Below are 15,360 nucleotides of genomic sequence, written 5' to 3'. Positions count from 1 at the left end.
AAGGCTAAATATGCAACAGATTATGCCATCCCATGCAATATCAAGCCACCTTACTGCCTTGCTCGGTCAGGCAACGCTGCCTTCTCAGCAACAGACGCTCGGCGCTATCGTTGTGGAGGTTTTAAAATCAGGCAGAACGCTGAACCGTAAAGCCCTTTGTCTGCGCCTGCTGGCGCGTATGGATCAGTCGTCATCCAGCGAAGAGAAACAGCATTATCAGGACCTGTTAGGTTTGCTTTTCCGGAACTAGACCTCCTTCCAGCAGCAAGGAAGCGGTATTGTTGCCAGGAGGTTAATCATTATCCTGAAGAGTAGAGATGAAAGAGAACCAGACCCATGTCGTTATTGGAGACATTGTGATGGAATTGCTGAATGAAACATGTTCTTTTACCCCGGAGATCGTGCTTCAGAAGCTGGAAACCGCACTGGATGCAAGTAAGGATAGCCAGCATTCACATGCACTCAATCATGCCGTGGCACAGGTAAAAGCAAAGTTAGTCCCTGCGGAGCAGATTATCCCTGACGAAAGTAATCTGACCGGCAGCTGAGTCGTCAGCTGCTGAAAATCTGAGGTTACGTCAATACAATCTGTCGGCTTAAATTAATCACTGAAGGAAATAGTATGCGCCAGACAACAAATCAACCCGCCTTTCATGCGTGGTTTCTGGACAACGGAGATATGTATGCCGCCGAGCAGCATGTCCTTGATGGGATCATTAAGCAATTGCTGATCAATAACGTCACGCTGACTAACAAGGCCATCATTCTTTGTCTCATTAGCGAGCTTGAGAAATGCTCTGATGTTGTACAACTGGATATTCTGCGGAGCTGTCTTGAAATCGTAGTGGGTCGCAAAACGGAAGATGAAGATTACTTTTTTCCTCGTTCAGCCAGCGCCCGGCATACACACTGATTCGAGCAGATCGCACCGTTGCTGGCGGCATGTCTGTTCGGAGTAGAAAATAACCCTCGTATTGGAGGTAGAAAACCTTTTGTGCCAGATGCCTTAGTGCATTTTACGAGCAAGCGTTTCAATCAACAGCTTGCAGTTTTCACGTCTGGATTGATTTTCTGTTATCTCCATTACGCTGTGAAGCGACTCGATAATATCGTGGACCGTAATAACCCTGGCGGGTGCCAGCATGTCAACGACAACTTGTCCGATAAGTTCACTTAAATCAAATCCCTTTCCTGTATGATCTTTTGTCAAAGCCCCTCCGACTGTTGGATGTATATACAGTGTAACATCTCGCGCGCTTTAAGCGAAACTTCTGGCTGCCATTTTGTGCTCTGACGCCCTTAACGCCGCCGTATTTTATCGATTAATCCGAATATCTCTTTTATTTGTCTTGCTGGCCTTAATCTTGCGTCTTATCCGTAGCAAGGGTCTACAGTGTGTAGTGAGGTTGTCATCCACTCGTACCAAAGGAGGTTTTATAGTGTTATTTCCAGAAGACGAGATAGGCCACGTCATTATTGGCGAAGCGGCACTTAGCCTGGCGCTCAGTGAAAAAGAGATAAGCGTTTTTTCTCTTATCAATGAGCTTAGTTACATGGCCAGAGAGGAAGCCAGCGACGAACGACTTGTTGAAATCAATGAGGCCAGAAGTTGGTTGAAATCGATGAATACACCGGAAATTGCTGCTCAACATGTGCCGTACCTGCATACACTGGCAGGCCTGAACGAAGAAAAGAACTAACGCCAATGGACGTAGTCCGGCTCCGGCCGGAAGACGACAGCGAGAGATGGCCTCATCGGTCGCGCGCAAGCGTGTACCGGCCGGAGAAACCGTCAGGGATGACTTTACGCTAAAGCGTTATTATGAATTGCAGGGAGCAATGTTAATGCTGTGTGCAGAAACGGGATATACGGTATTTAGTTAGGGCATAAACCGCTGGGCTTTTTCAGTGGCCCGCATTCATCAAAGCCATAGACCTGATAGCCTTTACTTTCCATGCATCTGAAGATCCTTTGATTCCTGTCGACACTTTCTTTCAGGGTTTCATTCCCATGCTGAATGTTTAATCCCCAGTTTTTATCGTCAAGGTTTTCGCTTCGATCCACGCCACAGCTGTAGAGCGCCTCCTTGCGTTCGCGAATGTTTGTCTGACCTGTCGAATCCACTTTTTGAAACACCTGTATCCAGGGAACGTAGCGATAATTGGACGAGTCCATATCCGCGACCACGCATCCGGTTAAATTCAGGATCCCTGACAGTAAAAGAATCGTTTGTAAGCGCATGGGTATCCCTGTTAAGAAGTGAAAAATAAAATCAGGTTGATTTTATTACGGTTATTTTCATTTTGAGTCAGATCAAAGTACAACGGCTCCTTTTGATGCTCTCATCATTGATCTGTCTCACCCAGTAAAAACGCCCTTCCTACCTCCGCTACCAGCCATACCCCATTCTCGGCCAGATAAAACTTTACGCCGCGCTGATACATCTCTCCCGCCTTTACTTTTAATATCACCGGCTTACCATGGCGCAGACCTACCGATCTGGCCGTTTCTTCATCCGCAGAGAGATGCACATAGTGACGCGAGCCGGGGCGCAGTCCCTGCGCGTTAATCGCCTCAAGAAAGCGGCTCGCCGTGCCGTGATATAAAAACTCGGGCGGCCTTTTTTCCGGGTAGTTTATCGCCACCTGCGGCGTCGAATGCCCCTGCGCGGCGCGGATACGTTCTCCGTCTTCCGATAGGGTAAAACGTTTTTTATCGCTGGTTTCAACGACGGTGGTTATCAGTTCGCGAGTTAATACCTTGCCATCGCTGGTAGCGCGGACAATCAGTTCATTGATATCTGCCCAGCCTTCAGCGTCCAGCCTCAGTCCAATGGCTTCAGGCTGATGGCGCAGTACAAAACTTAAAAACTTACTGGCTTCGGTAATACGTTTTTCCATTTTAAATGACTTTCCTGCTGCGTGAATTTTCAGCCTTTCACCAGACTCCGCGCCGTCGGGTAATCCGTAATCAACACATCGATATAATTTCCCTGCAACGCCCCACGAATGGCATTCCTTTTTTCCGGTCCGCCTGCCAGCGCAATCACCTGCGGACAGGCGCGGATCTGCGACAGCTCCATACCAATTACCGGATCTTCTTCATGGCTCAGAACCGGGTTACCCGCTGCGTCGTAATAATGCAGACAGATATCCCCTACCGCGCCGCGTTCGGAGAGCAGTGTCAGCATCTGTTCGTTGTAATAGTTACCGGAATTTTTCAATAGCTGGGAAGGTTCCAGCTCGCCGATGCCGACAATCGCTACGTCCACCTGAGCAAACTTTTCCACTACTGCGGCAACGTCCGGGCTGCTGACCAGCCGGGTGCGTTCCTCAACCGAGTGTTCGATGCTCTGTGACGGCAGCAGCCAGGCCGGGCACCCCAGATGCGCTGCTAATTGTTGGGTCAGGATCGTGGCCTGCACGTTACCATTGGGGCCAACGCCACCTAATAGCTGAATCACCCCGGCCGCGCGGATGTTCTGCGGATGCATTTCATCTACCATGCAGCGAATGGTGCTGCTCCAGGAGGAGATCCCCACCAGGTCTTCCGGGCGCAGGCGGGTCTCGACGTAGTGCGCCGCCGCGCTGCCGATGGCATGCTTGATCTGCGCGTTACCGGGGTTTTCGCCGGTATCGACCACAATCGCCTGGCGAATGCCGTACTGCTCCTCAATGGCTTTCTCCAGCGAGACAAAAATATTGGTCGGCTGCACGACGGTGATTTTCACCAGCCCTTCTTTCTGACAGCGCGTTAACGCCCGCGAGACGAAAGACTGGGAGAGATGAAGCAGCGAGGCTATCTCGGACTGTTTTTTATTTTCACTGTAATAAAGCGTGGCGATCTTCACCAGCAAGCGCTGCTCATCCTGCTTAGACATAGTGTTCCCCTTGATTTACTGCCTGTTATTTTTATGCATTGATGAATATTTAACAAGCCAGCCGCCGTCTGCACGCGCGATCATTTGTGATCGTACTCGCTTTTCTGTAAAGCAACACGGTTGTTGTCGTAGACAAAGCGTTCAACAAGGCATATCTTTACCTCATGAATAATAAATCAGTAGTGAATATATATTCCGAGCAGTAAGAAATGGCGATGTAGCCTGACTGGTTATGCCACGTTCGGAGTTCACTTTTACCCTGCTGGAATATTTATTCATAACAGATTATACATTCAAGAGGTGCTTTATGAATCCGTTTTCGCTCTCCGTCGAGGAGCTTGAGAAAAAAGCGCGTGCCGTCCGTCGTCGCATTATTGTCCTCAATGCGGAAAGTCCGGCAGGGGGCCATACCGGGGCTGATTTGTCACAGGTCGAACTGCTGACCGCCCTCTATTTTCGTATCCTGAACTGCTCGCCCGCGCTGCAAGAGAGCGACGAGCGCGATATTTATATTCAGTCCAAAGGCCACGCCGTCGGCGGCTATTACTGCGTGCTCGCCGAAGCCGGGTTTATTCCGGTCGAATGGCTCTCTACCTATCAACACGCGGACTCGCATCTGCCTGGCCATCCGGTGAAACACAAAACGCCGGGTATCGAACTCAATACCGGTGCGCTGGGTCACGGCCTGCCAGTGGCGGTGGGGATCGCCCTTGCTGCGAAACGCAGTAACAGTAAACGTCGCGTCTTCGCCATCACCGGTGACGGCGAACTGGCGGAAGGCAGTAACTGGGAAGCGGCGCTGGTGGCAGCGCACTATCAGCTCGATAACCTGATCATCATTAACGATAAAAACAACCTGCAACTGGCAGGATCGACCAAAGAGATCATGAACACCGATCCGCTGGATGAAAAATGGCGCGCGTTTGGGATGGAAGTCACCGAATGCCGCGGCAACGACATGGCGGATGTGGTCGCCACGCTGGAAGGGTTACAGCCTAACGGTAAACCGCATGTGGTGATTGCCAATACCACGAAAGGCGCGGGGATCTCCTTTATTCAGGGACGCCCTGAATGGCACCACCGGGTGCCGAAAGGTGAAGAGATTGAACTGGCGCTGGAGGAACTGAAAGATGAGTAATAGCGAACATCTCGCCACGGTGATGGTGAATGCCTTTATTGATGCCGTCGATCGCGGTGTGGACCTGGTGCCGGTAGTGGCGGATTCGACCTCTACCGCCAAAATCTCGCCGTTTATTAAAAAATTCCCCGACCGTCTGGTCAACGTCGGTATCGCAGAACAAACGCTGGTTGGCGCGGCAGCCGGGCTGGCCATCGGCGGTAAAATCGCCGTCACCTGTAACGCCGCGCCGTTTTTGATTTCCCGCGCCAACGAGCAGATTAAAGTCGATATTTGCTACAACAACACTAACGTCAAGCTGTTCGGCCTGAATGCCGGGGCGAGCTACGGCCCGCTGGCCAGTACCCACCACAGTATTGACGATATCTCCGTACTACGCGGTTTCGGCAATATCGAAATCTACGCCCCTTCCAGCCCGCTGGAGTGCCGACAGATTATTGATTACGCGCTGGAACATATTGGCCCGGTTTATATTCGCCTGGATGGTAAAGCCCTGCCGGAACTGCATGATGACGACTATCGCTTCACGCCCGGCAATATTGACGTGCTGCGCAAAGGTACGGATGTCGCGCTGGTGGCGATGGGTTCGACGGTGCATGAAATTGTCGAGGCCGCCACACAACTGGCGCAAGCCGGTATTGAGGCCAGCGTGATCAGTGTACCTTCTATTCGTCCGTGTAATACCACCCAGCTTCTTGAGCTGCTGAAGCAGCACAAGGCGGTGGTCAGCGTGGAAGAACATAACGTCAACGGCGGCGTGGGCAGCCTGGTGGCGGAAGTGCTGGCGGAAGCAGGATGCGGCATTCCCCTGCGCCGACTCGGTATTCCCGATGGTCAGTACGCTATTGCCGCCGACCGCGCCTCCACCCGCGCACGACATGAAATCGACGCGGCAGGCGTAGTGAAAAACGCAACCGCGCTCTGTCAGGCACAACGATAACAATAATTACGCTGAACCTTACTGGAGATTATGCAATGTCCCGAATCCCGCAACAATTAACCATGGCGGTCATTATTGGCAACCGGGGATTTTTCCCCAGCTACCTGGTGGCTGAGGCGCGTGAACAGGCGGTGGCGCTTTTTGCCCGCCTTGGCATTAACACCATTATGGTGGACGAAACGCAGACCGAACTCGGCGGCGTGGAAACGCGTCAGGACGCGAAGGTTTGCGCGGAGCTGTTTCGCGCGCATCGCGATGAGATCCACGGCGTCGTGGTGCTGCTGCCGAACTTTGGCGATGAAAAAGCCGTCGCCGAAACGCTGCGGCTGTCCGGTCTGAATGTACCGGTGCTGGTCCAGGCGCAGGAAGACAACCTTGATAAAATGGGTCTTGCCACCCGCCGCGACAGCTTCTGCGGTAAAATCTCGCTGTGTAATAACCTGCGCCAGTACGGCATTCCCTTCACCCTGACAACCCAGCACGTTTGCGCGCTGGATGGCGAGGTCTTCGCGCAGGATCTGAAGCGGTTTGAGCAGATTTGTCGCGTGGTGAGCAGCATGCGCGGCGTGCGCGTCGGGGCCATCGGCGCTCGTCCGGCGGGCTTTAATACCGTGCGCTACAGCGAAAAACTGCTTGAGCGTCTCGGTATTGCGGTTGAAACCCTTGACCTCTCCGAAGTCTTTACCCGCATCAAACTGCTGCGCGACGACGATATTCGCGTGGATGAAAAACGCCGCCTGCTGATCGACAACGCCGACGCCAGCGGCATTCCGGCGGACAAACTGGTGACGATGGCGAAACTGTTCGTGGTGATCAGCGAATGGGTGATTGCCAACGACATCGACACCACCGCTATCCAGTGCTGGACTTCTCTTCAGGAAAACCTCGGGATCAACGTGTGCTCCATTATGAGCGTGATGTCCGGCCAGCTGATGCCTAGCGCCTGCGAAGTGGACGTGATGGGCGCGCTGTCGATGTACGCGCTGGCGAGCAGCAATATGAGTCCGGCTTCGATTGCCGACTGGAACAATAACTTCGGCGACGATCGCAACAAATGCGTGCTGTTTCACTGCGGTAACTTCGCCGCCGCCAGCCTGGATACTCCGCATATGGGCACGGCGGATATCATCGGTACGACCGTCGGCAAAGAGAATACCTGCGGCGCGGTGCACGGACGTTTTCGCAGCGGCGATCTTACCTATTTCCGGTTGAGCACCGATGACCTGACCGGGGAAATCAAAGCTTACGTCGGCGCGGGTAAATCGGTGGATGATCCGCTGGATACGGTAGGCTGCCGTGCGGTAATTGAAGTGCCGCATCTGGAAAATCTGCTGAACTGGATTTGCCGCAACGGCTTTGAGCATCACGTAGCGATGAACCACTCCGCCAGCGCCGACGTGTTACACGAAGCCTTCACGCGCTATCTCGGCGTCAGCACCTACCTGCACCAGTAAGGACGGCGGAGCACACTATGTCGGTGAGTAAAGAGATCGTTATTGCGCTTGATGAGGGCACCACCAACGCGAAAGCGGTGGCAATCGATGCGGCGGGCAAGGTCGTGGCGACGTTTTCCCGCGGGTTGTCGATCCAGACGCCGCGCGAAGGCTGGGTGGAGCAGTCGGCGGATCTGCTGATTGAAGCTTCCCTGGATGTGGTCTCGCAGGCGGTGGCCGCGGTCGGTGCCGATCGTGTCGCCGCGCTGGCGATCAGCAACCAGCGCGAGACGGCGGTCGGCTGGTATCGCAGCAACGGTCGGGCGATTGGTCCGGCGCTCAGCTGGCAGTGCTCACGCACAGCGGCGTTTTGCCAGAGCCTGCGTCAGCAGGGCAGCGAGGAGCGGATAAAAGCCATCACCGGCCTGCCCGTCGCTCCGCTGTTTTCCGCCTCTAAAATGCGCTGGCTGCTGGATGCCGTACCAGGCGGCCAGGCCCTCGCTGCCGAGGCGGAGATTTGTCTGGGAACGGTGGACAGCTGGCTGCTGTGGCATTTCACCGGCGGTGAAGCGTTCTGCTGCGATTACTCGAACGCCTCACGCACGCAGCTCTTTAATCTGCAAACCGCTGGCTGGGATGAGGAGATGCTGGCCCTGTTCGGCATTCCCCATGCTGCGCTGCCGGAAATCCGCCCGTCGAGCGGCGAGTTTGGCCGTACGAAGGGGCTGAAAGGCATCCCGGATGGCATTCCGATCCTCGCGATGATTGGAGACTCTCACGCGGCGCTGTTCGCGCACAGTCTGGGCGAAGAGGGGCGCGTGAAAGCCACCTATGGCACCGGATCGTCAGTGATGGCCCCGGTCTCTTCCGCGCAATTTGGCGTTAACACGCTGGCGACCACCGTGGCCTGGCACGATGGCGAACGTCTGGTATACGGTCTGGAAGGCAATATTCCGCATACCGGCGATGCGGTGGCGTGGATGGCTGACAGCACCGGCTTAAGCGAGCTTCCCGCCGCGGAGCTGGCGCAGCAGCTAAATACCCTGCCCGCCTCCGTCGAATCCACCCTTGGCGTCTATTTTGTGCCAGCGTTAACCGGCCTCGGTGCGCCGTGGTGGGACGAGCAGGCGCGCGGATTAATCCACGGCCTGAGCCGGGGCGTGAAGCGCGCGCATCTGATCCGCGCCGCGCTGGAGTCGATCACCTATCAGATTGCCGACGTGGCGGTCGCCATGCGTCAGCACAGCGATTTTGCCCTGAAGGCGCTGATGGTGGACGGTGGGCCGACGAAGAATGGATGGCTGATGCAGTATCAGGCGGATCTGCTGGGTTGTCCGGTGATGCGCAGCGACGTCGCAGAGCTTTCCGCCACTGGCGCGGCGCTGCTGGCGCGCAAGGCGTTGCTGAAAGCGGACGTTGGCGCATTACGTCAGTATTTACCGGAACATGCGATCTTCGAACCCGATATGGTACGTCATGGCCGCCTGCAAAAACGGTGGCATGAATGGCAGAATGCGGTGGAGATGGCACGCGGCCAGAAGCACATTATGCCCGTGTGACAGGTCGACGTTCAGTGGTAGTTATGCCGGGTGGCGCTGCGCTTACCCGGCCTACAAAAGCCATAATATCAACCCCTTACAAAGAACCATTTAACGTTGTCACGTCATCCCCACCGTCGGCCCGCGCAAGCGCAGCGCCGCCGGGCAGGCTACACTACCGCCGTCACGCCGTCCCCCATCGTAGGCCCGCGCAAGCGCAGCGCCGCCGGGCAGGCAAAACCACCGCCGTCACGCCGTTCCCCACCGTAGGCCCGTGCAAGCGCAGCGCCGCCGGGCAGGTTAAACCACCGCCGTCACGCCCTCCCCCACCGTAGGCCCGCGCAAGCGCAGCGCCGCCGGGCAGGCAAAACCACCGCCGTCACGCCGTCCCCACCGTAGGCCCGCGCAAGCGCAGCGCCGCCGGGCAGGCAAAACCACCGCCGTCACGCCGTTCCCCACCGTAGGTCCGCGCAAGCGTAGCGCCGCCGGGCAGGTTAAACCACAGCCGTCACGCCGTCCCCCACCGTAGGCCCGCGCAAGCGCAGCGCCGCCGGGCAGGTTAAACCACCGCCGTCACGCCGTTCCCCATCGTAGGCCCGTGCAAGCGCAGCGCCGCCGGGCAGGCAAAACCACCGCCGTCACGCCGTCCCCACCGTAGGCCCGTGCAAGCGCAGCGCCGCCGGGCAGGCAAAACCACCGCCGTCACGCCGTCCCCACCGTAGGCCCGTGCAAGCGCAGCGCCGCCGGGCAGGCAAAACCACCGCCGTCACGCCGTCCCCACCGTAGGCCCGTGCAAGCGCAGCGCCGCCGGGCAGGCAAAACCACCGCCGTCACGCCGTCCCCACCGTAGGCCCGTGCAAGCGCAGCGCCGCCGGGCAGTTTGCCACCCGACGCGCGTTAACCTTCTGGCTTCTGACTTACCGTACCAGCCCGCTAAATCGCAATAAAACGCTATCAAAAATCGCCAGCCCCTTTTGCACCTGCTCCGCGCTGATGGTGCACGGCGGTACGACATGGATACGGTTTTCTACCACAAAGCTCAGCACGCCTGCTTCGGTCAGGGCGAATTTAATGCTCGCCATCTCCGTCGGGCTTACAGGCGTTTTGCTCCGCGCATTCGTCACCAGCTCCATCGCCTGAAACACGCCGCGCCCGCGCACCTCGCCAATCAGCGGGTGTTTTGCTGCCAGCGCTTCCAGCCCTGGTCGCAGCACGCTGTCGCCGATATACGCGGCATTCTCCACCACCTTTTCCTCTTTCATCGCGTCCAGGGTGGCGACAATCGCCGCCATTGCCAGCGGGTGTCCTGAATAGGTCAGCCCTCCGGCAAAGAAATGATCGTCAAAATAGTGGGCAATCGGCTCGCTGATAATGACGCCACCTGCCGGAACATAACCGGCGTTGACGCCCTTAGCGAAGGTGATTAAGTCCGGCACAATGCCGTCCTGTTCGAAAGCGAACCAGCTTCCGGTGCGGCCAAAGCCCGCCATCACTTCATCCAGGATTAGAAGAATGCCGAACTCGTCGGCCAGCGCCCGCACGCCCTGCATATAACCTGCTGGCGGCACCAGAATGCCTGCGGTGCCGGGGATCGACTCCAGCAAAATTGCCGCAATCGCCGCTGGCCCTTCGCATTCAATCATCCGCCGCAGATGGGCCAGCGCCCGCTCGCACTCTTCCTGTTCGCTGGTTGCATTGAACTCGCTACGATACAGATACGGATTGAAGAAATGAACGTGGCCGCGCGAGAACTCATTCGGTACGCGTCGCCAGTCACCGGTGGCGGCAATCGCGCTGCCGGTGTTGCCGTGATACGAACGGTAGGCCGACAGCACTTTATCGCGCCCGGTATAGAGCCGGGCCATGCGAATGGCGTTTTCATTCGCATCCGCGCCCGCATTGGTGAAGAAAACCTTGCTGAACCCTTCCGGGGCCAGTTCGATAATACGGCGTGCCGCTTCGCCGCGCGTCAGGTTAGCGGTCGCCGGGGCGATAGTGACCAGTTCATCGATCTGCGCTTTCATCGCCGCCAGCACGCGTGGGTGCTGGTATCCGAGATTGACATTCACCAGTTGGCTGCTGAAATCCAGCCAGCTATTGCCCTCGTAGTCCCACAGCTCACACCCCTGCGCCCCGGCAATAACCAGCGGATTGAGGTTGCCCTGCATCGACCATGAATGAAATACATATGCGCGATCCAGCTGACGTACATCGTTATTGGTGATTGCAATATCGTCCTGAAGTGCCAGTTTCATTCGCTGCCCCTCTTTGATGATGGTTGATGTCTGCATCATCTGCCGCCGGACCCTCACGAGGTAGTGCCAGTTTTGTTAAAAAGGTGTGACACCTGTGTCACAACGCTGATGGCAGTCTGTCCCTGTTCTCTCTTTATCGGGATTTTTATAGTGAAGACTGGCTACCAACACGGGAGAACATTATGACGGCAAATAAAGTGGTGCTGATTACCGGCGCAACGTCCGGATTTGGGGAAGCGGCAGCGCAGGTTTTTGCCGCGGCGGGCTGGTCGCTGATCGTGTGCGGCAGACGTCTATCACGTCTGGAAATGCTTAAAGAGAAGCTGGCGCAGCAGGTGCCAGTGCATATTATTGAAATGGATGTCCGTGACAGCACGGCGGTGAAACAGGCGATCGATGCCCTGCCTGCGGAATTTGCCGACATTACGACCCTTGTCAATAATGCCGGGCTGGCGCTGGCTCCGCAGCCAGCTCAGCAGGTGGATCTGGAGGACTGGCAGACGATGATTGACACCAACGTCAGCGGGCTGGTCAATGTGACGCACGCGGTGCTGCCCGCACTGCTGCGCCACGGTGCAGGGGCGACGATGATTAATATCGGGTCGATTGCCGGACAGTGGCCTTATCCCGGCAGTCACGTTTACGGGGCCAGTAAAGCCTTTGTGAAACAGTTCAGCTACAACCTGCGCTGTGATTTGCTGGGCACGGGCGTGCGGGTAACCGATCTGGCCCCCGGTATCGCTGAAACCGAATTTACGCTGGTGCGAACCAAAGGCGATCGCGCCGCCTCAGACACGCTTTATCGTGGTACCACGCCGCTAAGCGCGCAGGATATCGCCGAACAGATATTTTATATTGCCACGCTGCCGGACCATATGAATATTAACCGCATTGAGGTGATGCCGGTGCGCCAGGCCTGGCAGCCATTTGCTATCGATCGCGACTGATTTTTTCGCCCTCTCACCATGAGAGGGCTGGCTATTAACGGCTATTCTGCAAAAAACGCCTTACCCGCTCTGAATCCGGCTGGCTGAAGAACTTTTCCGGCGGGGCCTTTTCAATTAATAGCCCCTTCTCCAGAAACACCACTTCATCCGACACCTGGCGGGCAAACTCCATCTCATGCGTCACCACCACCATGGTATATCCCTCTGCCGCCAGCGCTTTCATCACCCCCAGCACTTCGTTGACCAGCTCAGGATCGAGCGCCGAGGTGGGTTCATCAAAGAGGATCACTTCCGGCGACATCGCCAGCGAGCGGGCAATCGCCACCCGTTGTTTTTGCCCGCCGGAAAGGGTGATCGGATAGGCGTCCGCTTTGTGCATCATGCCCACCTTTTCCAGCTGGTGACGGGCAATGTCGCTGGCTTCGGCGCGTTTCATGCCTTTAACGTGGAGCAGCGCTTCGCTGACGTTTTGCTGCACCGTCAGATGCGGCCAGAGATTAAAGCTCTGGAACACCATCCCGACCCGCTCGCGGATCCGCGACAGTTCGCGATGCGACATCTTTTTGCCGGAGGCTTCATCCACCCCGATACGCTGACCACTGATGCGGATCTCACCGCGATCCGGCTGCTCCAGCCAGTTCATACAACGCAGCAGCGTTGACTTACCCGATCCTGACGACCCCAGAATACTGACCACCGTCCCCTTTTCTACCGTCAAATTAATGTCGCGCAAAACCTCGATATTATCGAATTGCTTAGAGACATTTTTTACACTCACCGCTGTAGTATCAGGCATGCGTTAATCCCCTTCTGGCTCCATAAACACTTAACCGCTTAATCAGTAATTCCAGCAAAATGCTAATCCCCCAGTAGAGCGCAATAGCGACAATAAAGGCATTAAACGGAATAAACCAGGTCGCCTGCACGCTGTTAGCGGCTGCGGTAATTTCCTGCACGGTAATAATCGACAGAAAGGCGGTGTCTTTCAGGCAGATAATAAGCTGATTACCCATCAGCGGTAGTGCCGATGAAAAGATATTGGGCAAAATAATCCGGCGAAAGGTTTTATAGCGGGAAAAGCCCTGCGAGGTTGCCGCTTCGATATAACCACCAGAAAATAGCCGCCGCTGACTGCGGAGGATCTCAAAGAAGTAGGCTCCGTGATAAATAATCAGCGCCAGTAATCCGGCGGTCCAGGGTTCAAGGCTGATATCTATTTCTGGCAATCCGTAATAGAGCAGATACGCCAGGATCAGAAAGGGAATGGCCCGCATTAAACTGACAAAGGCAATAATTAGTCGGTTAATTACGTTATTCTGATATTCCATTAAGTAACACAGAATGATGCCGATCATCAGCCCTGCGACAGCAGCAATAATAAACAACTCCAGCGTCGCCAGCAGGCCGTTAACAAAGCTTTCACGCGCACCCCAGATAATCGCCCATTGATTCATATCTCCTCCCGTCATTAACGCGCCAGACGTTTGGCTTTCCGCTCCGCCAATCCCTGAAGGCGCAGCAGCAGGCCAATAATAATGATGTAAAGCAACGCCGCCGCCAGAATGGGCGACAGCGGCTCGTAGGTCACCGATGAGATCCGATTCGTCACACGGGTTAAATCCACCACCCCAATCACTGCAATCGCCGGACTGCCCTTAATTAAAAAGGACATTTCATTAACCAGCGCGGGTAAACTTTCAATCCACATTTGCGGCAGCATAATATGCCGGAACCATGTCCAGCGCCGCATCCCCACCGATTCCGCTGCCTCGCGCTGCTCGCGGGGAAAATTGCGAAACGCGTTACGCCAAATCTCAGCATTAAACGCAGAGGTGTTCAGGGTTAACGCGACGATGGCGGCAACGGTTTTATCAAGATTAATTCCCACCGTCGGCAACGACAGGAAGAGAAACAGCACCAGCGTCACCAGCGGTGTCGCTCGCGCAAGGCTGATATAGACCACCAATAATTGATCGATGACTGGCAATTTCATCATGCGGACAAAGGCAATAAACAGCCCAATAACCACGCCACACAGAATCGCCAGCCCCGAGATCCAAAGGGTAGTCCATGCGCCCTCAATCAATAATTGCCATGCCATTACGTCCATATTGCCCTCCCTTTTTCACGGGCGGCGGTTGCCCGCCGCACGATATTACAGACCCGCTAATTTATGGAATTGATCGGCACTGGTAATTGGCTCTTTCGGCAGATTGTCATACGTTTCGCCAAACCACTTTTTCTGTAGCTCCGCCAGCCTGCCGGTTTCGCGCAGGTGATCCATAAATTTGGTCATATACGCCAGCAGCTCCGGCGAATTTTTGGGGATTGGCCAGGCCATATAGCCCGGACCGGATACCGCCAGACCTTTGGCAAACACTTTCGGTTTGGCTTTCACTAAATCGTTTACCGAGATCACCACGTTAATCACATAGTCCAGACGCTTATTGGCTAAATCAGCATAGGCTTCCGGATAAGAGGGATATTCCACCACCGGCCCCAGCTTGCCGCCGGTTTTCTCCACCATCGCTTTGAGTTCCGGTAGTCGCGCCAGCAGCGCGCTGCCCGCCTGTAAACCGACTTTTTTGCCGTTCAGCGCGGCGATGGTATTTAAGGAGTCGTCGCCCGCACGCTTGACAAAATAGTGCTGCGCGGAAGCCCACGGCGGAGTGAAATTAAAGACGTTCAGGCGTTCATCGGTAATCACCGCGCCGGTGAGCGCCATATCATATTGTCCGGTGGAGACCGCCGCTAATAAGCCGGTCCACGGCAGAATGCTTTGATCGACGTTGAATTTGGCATATTTGCGTAACTCTTCAAGCATATCTTTATTAAAGCCGTCGGTCTGGCCGTTGGTCATAAAGTTAAACGGCGCGTAATCGTCCTCCGTCGCCACTTTCAGCGTGCCAGCCTTTTCGATTTCAGGTAAATCGGCGGCGATAGCGTGGCAGGAAAACGCCATCGTCACCGCCGCTGCCAGATAATATGCGCCCAATAATTTTTTCATTTCCCCGCCCTCTGTTGCGTTGCCTGAAACGCGGTAGCCATTGCTGATGCGCTGCAAATTGCATGCCGATATCAGCGACCCCACACGTCGGTTAAATTCGTTTTTACTGTAGGGAGCCTTTTTGCAATCTGAATAGAGCCAGTTGCGTTAAACGCGTGTGTCAGTGCTTTTCAGGCTGGTACGGAATTTGCTGAATGACTAACAGGCAGATTTTGAGGAGG

The 15,360-nt window shown here is 55.4% G+C and carries 19 protein-coding genes; 9 read left to right on the top strand and 10 right to left on the bottom strand.

Translation table 11 applies throughout. The features are described from left to right. Positions 1-10 precede the first annotated feature (10 nt). From ycgZ to INT84_RS01705, 3 genes are all read left to right on the top strand, one after another. The gene (gene ycgZ, locus INT84_RS01715; RefSeq protein WP_194205391.1) at positions 11-250 is read left to right on the top strand and encodes a regulatory protein YcgZ; all 240 of its coding nucleotides are present in this window, start codon (positions 11-13) and stop codon (positions 248-250) included. Between the two features lie 67 nt (positions 251-317). Beyond that, positions 318-548: a hypothetical protein gene (locus INT84_RS01710; protein WP_194205390.1), complete on the top strand. Its 231-nt coding sequence runs from the start codon at positions 318-320 to the stop codon at positions 546-548. A gap of 74 nt (positions 549-622) precedes the next feature. After that, a complete protein-coding gene (locus INT84_RS01705; RefSeq protein ID WP_194205389.1) occupies positions 623-913 on the top strand; it encodes a biofilm development regulator YmgB/AriR family protein in 291 nt (96 codons plus the stop codon). A 93-nt stretch (positions 914-1,006) separates the two neighbouring features. Here INT84_RS01705 and INT84_RS01700 read toward each other — a convergent pair whose 3' ends face one another. Further along, positions 1,007-1,210 carry a hypothetical protein gene (locus tag INT84_RS01700; RefSeq protein ID WP_194205388.1) on the bottom strand — a complete coding sequence of 68 codons (204 nt, stop codon included), beginning with the start codon at positions 1,208-1,210 and terminating at the stop codon, positions 1,007-1,009. Between the two features lie 229 nt (positions 1,211-1,439). On the opposite strand from INT84_RS01700, the gene INT84_RS01695 reads away from it, so the two are divergent. Next, positions 1,440-1,700, top strand: coding sequence for a hypothetical protein (locus INT84_RS01695; protein ID WP_194205387.1), 261 nt, complete (start codon positions 1,440-1,442; stop codon positions 1,698-1,700). Positions 1,701-1,876: 176 nt separating this feature from the next. Here the strand turns inward: INT84_RS01695 and INT84_RS01690 are convergent, their stop codons facing one another. From INT84_RS01690 to INT84_RS01680, 3 genes are all read right to left on the bottom strand, one after another. Then, positions 1,877-2,242: a hypothetical protein gene (locus tag INT84_RS01690; RefSeq protein WP_194205386.1), complete on the bottom strand. Its 366-nt coding sequence runs from the start codon at positions 2,240-2,242 to the stop codon at positions 1,877-1,879. 104 nt (positions 2,243-2,346) lie between these two features. Continuing rightward, complete coding sequence (gene kptA, locus INT84_RS01685; protein WP_194205385.1) at positions 2,347-2,901, bottom strand: RNA 2'-phosphotransferase; 555 nt, start codon at positions 2,899-2,901, stop codon at positions 2,347-2,349. A gap of 29 nt (positions 2,902-2,930) precedes the next feature. Then, the gene (locus INT84_RS01680) at positions 2,931-3,881 is read right to left on the bottom strand and encodes a sugar-binding transcriptional regulator (protein WP_194205384.1); all 951 of its coding nucleotides are present in this window, start codon (positions 3,879-3,881) and stop codon (positions 2,931-2,933) included. Positions 3,882-4,188: 307 nt separating this feature from the next. Between INT84_RS01680 and INT84_RS01675 the strand changes: the two genes are divergently transcribed. Genes INT84_RS01675 through INT84_RS01660 form a run of 4 tightly spaced genes read left to right on the top strand, consistent with a single transcriptional unit; the run spans position 4,189 to position 8,951 of the window. Further along, the gene (locus tag INT84_RS01675) at positions 4,189-5,019 is read left to right on the top strand and encodes a transketolase (protein WP_103677116.1); all 831 of its coding nucleotides are present in this window, start codon (positions 4,189-4,191) and stop codon (positions 5,017-5,019) included. After that, the gene (locus INT84_RS01670) at positions 5,012-5,959 is read left to right on the top strand and encodes a transketolase family protein (RefSeq protein ID WP_194205383.1); all 948 of its coding nucleotides are present in this window, start codon (positions 5,012-5,014) and stop codon (positions 5,957-5,959) included. The genes INT84_RS01675 and INT84_RS01670 overlap by 8 nt, the downstream gene beginning before the upstream one ends. A 35-nt stretch (positions 5,960-5,994) precedes the next feature. Next, entirely contained in the window at positions 5,995-7,413 is a 1,419-nt protein-coding gene (locus INT84_RS01665) for an L-fucose/L-arabinose isomerase family protein (protein ID WP_194205382.1), read from the top strand. Between the two features lie 17 nt (positions 7,414-7,430). Further along, entirely contained in the window at positions 7,431-8,951 is a 1,521-nt protein-coding gene (locus INT84_RS01660; protein WP_194205381.1) for an FGGY family carbohydrate kinase, read from the top strand. Positions 8,952-9,230: 279 nt separating this feature from the next. Here INT84_RS01660 and INT84_RS01655 read toward each other — a convergent pair whose 3' ends face one another. Then, a complete protein-coding gene (locus tag INT84_RS01655; protein ID WP_194205380.1) occupies positions 9,231-9,404 on the bottom strand; it encodes a hypothetical protein in 174 nt (57 codons plus the stop codon). A 443-nt stretch (positions 9,405-9,847) separates the two neighbouring features. After that, positions 9,848-11,185 (bottom strand): aspartate aminotransferase family protein, encoded by a 1,338-nt coding sequence (locus INT84_RS01650; RefSeq protein WP_194206087.1) that lies wholly within the window; start codon positions 11,183-11,185, stop codon positions 9,848-9,850. Positions 11,186-11,367: 182 nt separating this feature from the next. Here INT84_RS01650 and INT84_RS01645 point away from each other — a divergent pair, with 182 nt between their 5' ends. Further along, positions 11,368-12,132, top strand: coding sequence for an SDR family NAD(P)-dependent oxidoreductase (locus INT84_RS01645; protein WP_194205379.1), 765 nt, complete (start codon positions 11,368-11,370; stop codon positions 12,130-12,132). Between the two features lie 34 nt (positions 12,133-12,166). Here the strand turns inward: INT84_RS01645 and INT84_RS01640 are convergent, their stop codons facing one another. From INT84_RS01640 to INT84_RS01625, 4 genes are read right to left on the bottom strand one after another with little or no spacing between them, the layout of a single operon-like run. After that, positions 12,167-12,928, bottom strand: coding sequence for an amino acid ABC transporter ATP-binding protein (locus INT84_RS01640; protein WP_194205378.1), 762 nt, complete (start codon positions 12,926-12,928; stop codon positions 12,167-12,169). Beyond that, positions 12,921-13,586, bottom strand: coding sequence for an amino acid ABC transporter permease (locus INT84_RS01635; protein WP_194205377.1), 666 nt, complete (start codon positions 13,584-13,586; stop codon positions 12,921-12,923). Before INT84_RS01635 ends, INT84_RS01640 begins: the two co-directional genes overlap by 8 nt. Before the next feature lie 14 nt (positions 13,587-13,600). Beyond that, positions 13,601-14,242, bottom strand: coding sequence for an amino acid ABC transporter permease (locus tag INT84_RS01630; protein WP_176917551.1), 642 nt, complete (start codon positions 14,240-14,242; stop codon positions 13,601-13,603). A gap of 45 nt (positions 14,243-14,287) precedes the next feature. After that, the gene (locus INT84_RS01625; protein WP_176917550.1) at positions 14,288-15,139 is read right to left on the bottom strand and encodes a transporter substrate-binding domain-containing protein; all 852 of its coding nucleotides are present in this window, start codon (positions 15,137-15,139) and stop codon (positions 14,288-14,290) included. Positions 15,140-15,360: the final 221 nt, after the last annotated feature.

This window comes from Superficieibacter sp. 1612_C1 (assembly GCF_015234305.1).
Taxonomy (GTDB): Bacteria; Pseudomonadota; Gammaproteobacteria; order Enterobacterales; family Enterobacteriaceae; genus Superficieibacter.
Note: the sequence above shows the minus strand (reverse complement) of the source record. Positions and strands in the feature narration are given on the sequence as shown.

Coding starts and splice junctions, on each gene's coding strand:
- ycgZ (WP_194205391.1), top strand. CDS start 11: ATGCAACAGATTATGCCATCCCATGCAATATCAAGCCACCTTACTGCC.
- INT84_RS01710 (WP_194205390.1), top strand. CDS start 318: ATGAAAGAGAACCAGACCCATGTCGTTATTGGAGACATTGTGATGGAA.
- INT84_RS01705 (WP_194205389.1), top strand. CDS start 623: ATGCGCCAGACAACAAATCAACCCGCCTTTCATGCGTGGTTTCTGGAC.
- INT84_RS01690 (WP_194205386.1), bottom strand. CDS start 2,242: ATGCGCTTACAAACGATTCTTTTACTGTCAGGGATCCTGAATTTAACC.
- kptA (WP_194205385.1), bottom strand. CDS start 2,901: ATGGAAAAACGTATTACCGAAGCCAGTAAGTTTTTAAGTTTTGTACTG.
- INT84_RS01680 (WP_194205384.1), bottom strand. CDS start 3,881: ATGTCTAAGCAGGATGAGCAGCGCTTGCTGGTGAAGATCGCCACGCTT.
- INT84_RS01675 (WP_103677116.1), top strand. CDS start 4,189: ATGAATCCGTTTTCGCTCTCCGTCGAGGAGCTTGAGAAAAAAGCGCGT.
- INT84_RS01670 (WP_194205383.1), top strand. CDS start 5,012: ATGAGTAATAGCGAACATCTCGCCACGGTGATGGTGAATGCCTTTATT.
- INT84_RS01665 (WP_194205382.1), top strand. CDS start 5,995: ATGTCCCGAATCCCGCAACAATTAACCATGGCGGTCATTATTGGCAAC.
- INT84_RS01660 (WP_194205381.1), top strand. CDS start 7,431: ATGTCGGTGAGTAAAGAGATCGTTATTGCGCTTGATGAGGGCACCACC.
- INT84_RS01650 (WP_194206087.1), bottom strand. CDS start 11,185: ATGAAACTGGCACTTCAGGACGATATTGCAATCACCAATAACGATGTA.
- INT84_RS01645 (WP_194205379.1), top strand. CDS start 11,368: ATGACGGCAAATAAAGTGGTGCTGATTACCGGCGCAACGTCCGGATTT.
- INT84_RS01640 (WP_194205378.1), bottom strand. CDS start 12,928: ATGCCTGATACTACAGCGGTGAGTGTAAAAAATGTCTCTAAGCAATTC.
- INT84_RS01635 (WP_194205377.1), bottom strand. CDS start 13,586: ATGAATCAATGGGCGATTATCTGGGGTGCGCGTGAAAGCTTTGTTAAC.
- INT84_RS01630 (WP_176917551.1), bottom strand. CDS start 14,242: ATGGACGTAATGGCATGGCAATTATTGATTGAGGGCGCATGGACTACC.
- INT84_RS01625 (WP_176917550.1), bottom strand. CDS start 15,139: ATGAAAAAATTATTGGGCGCATATTATCTGGCAGCGGCGGTGACGATG.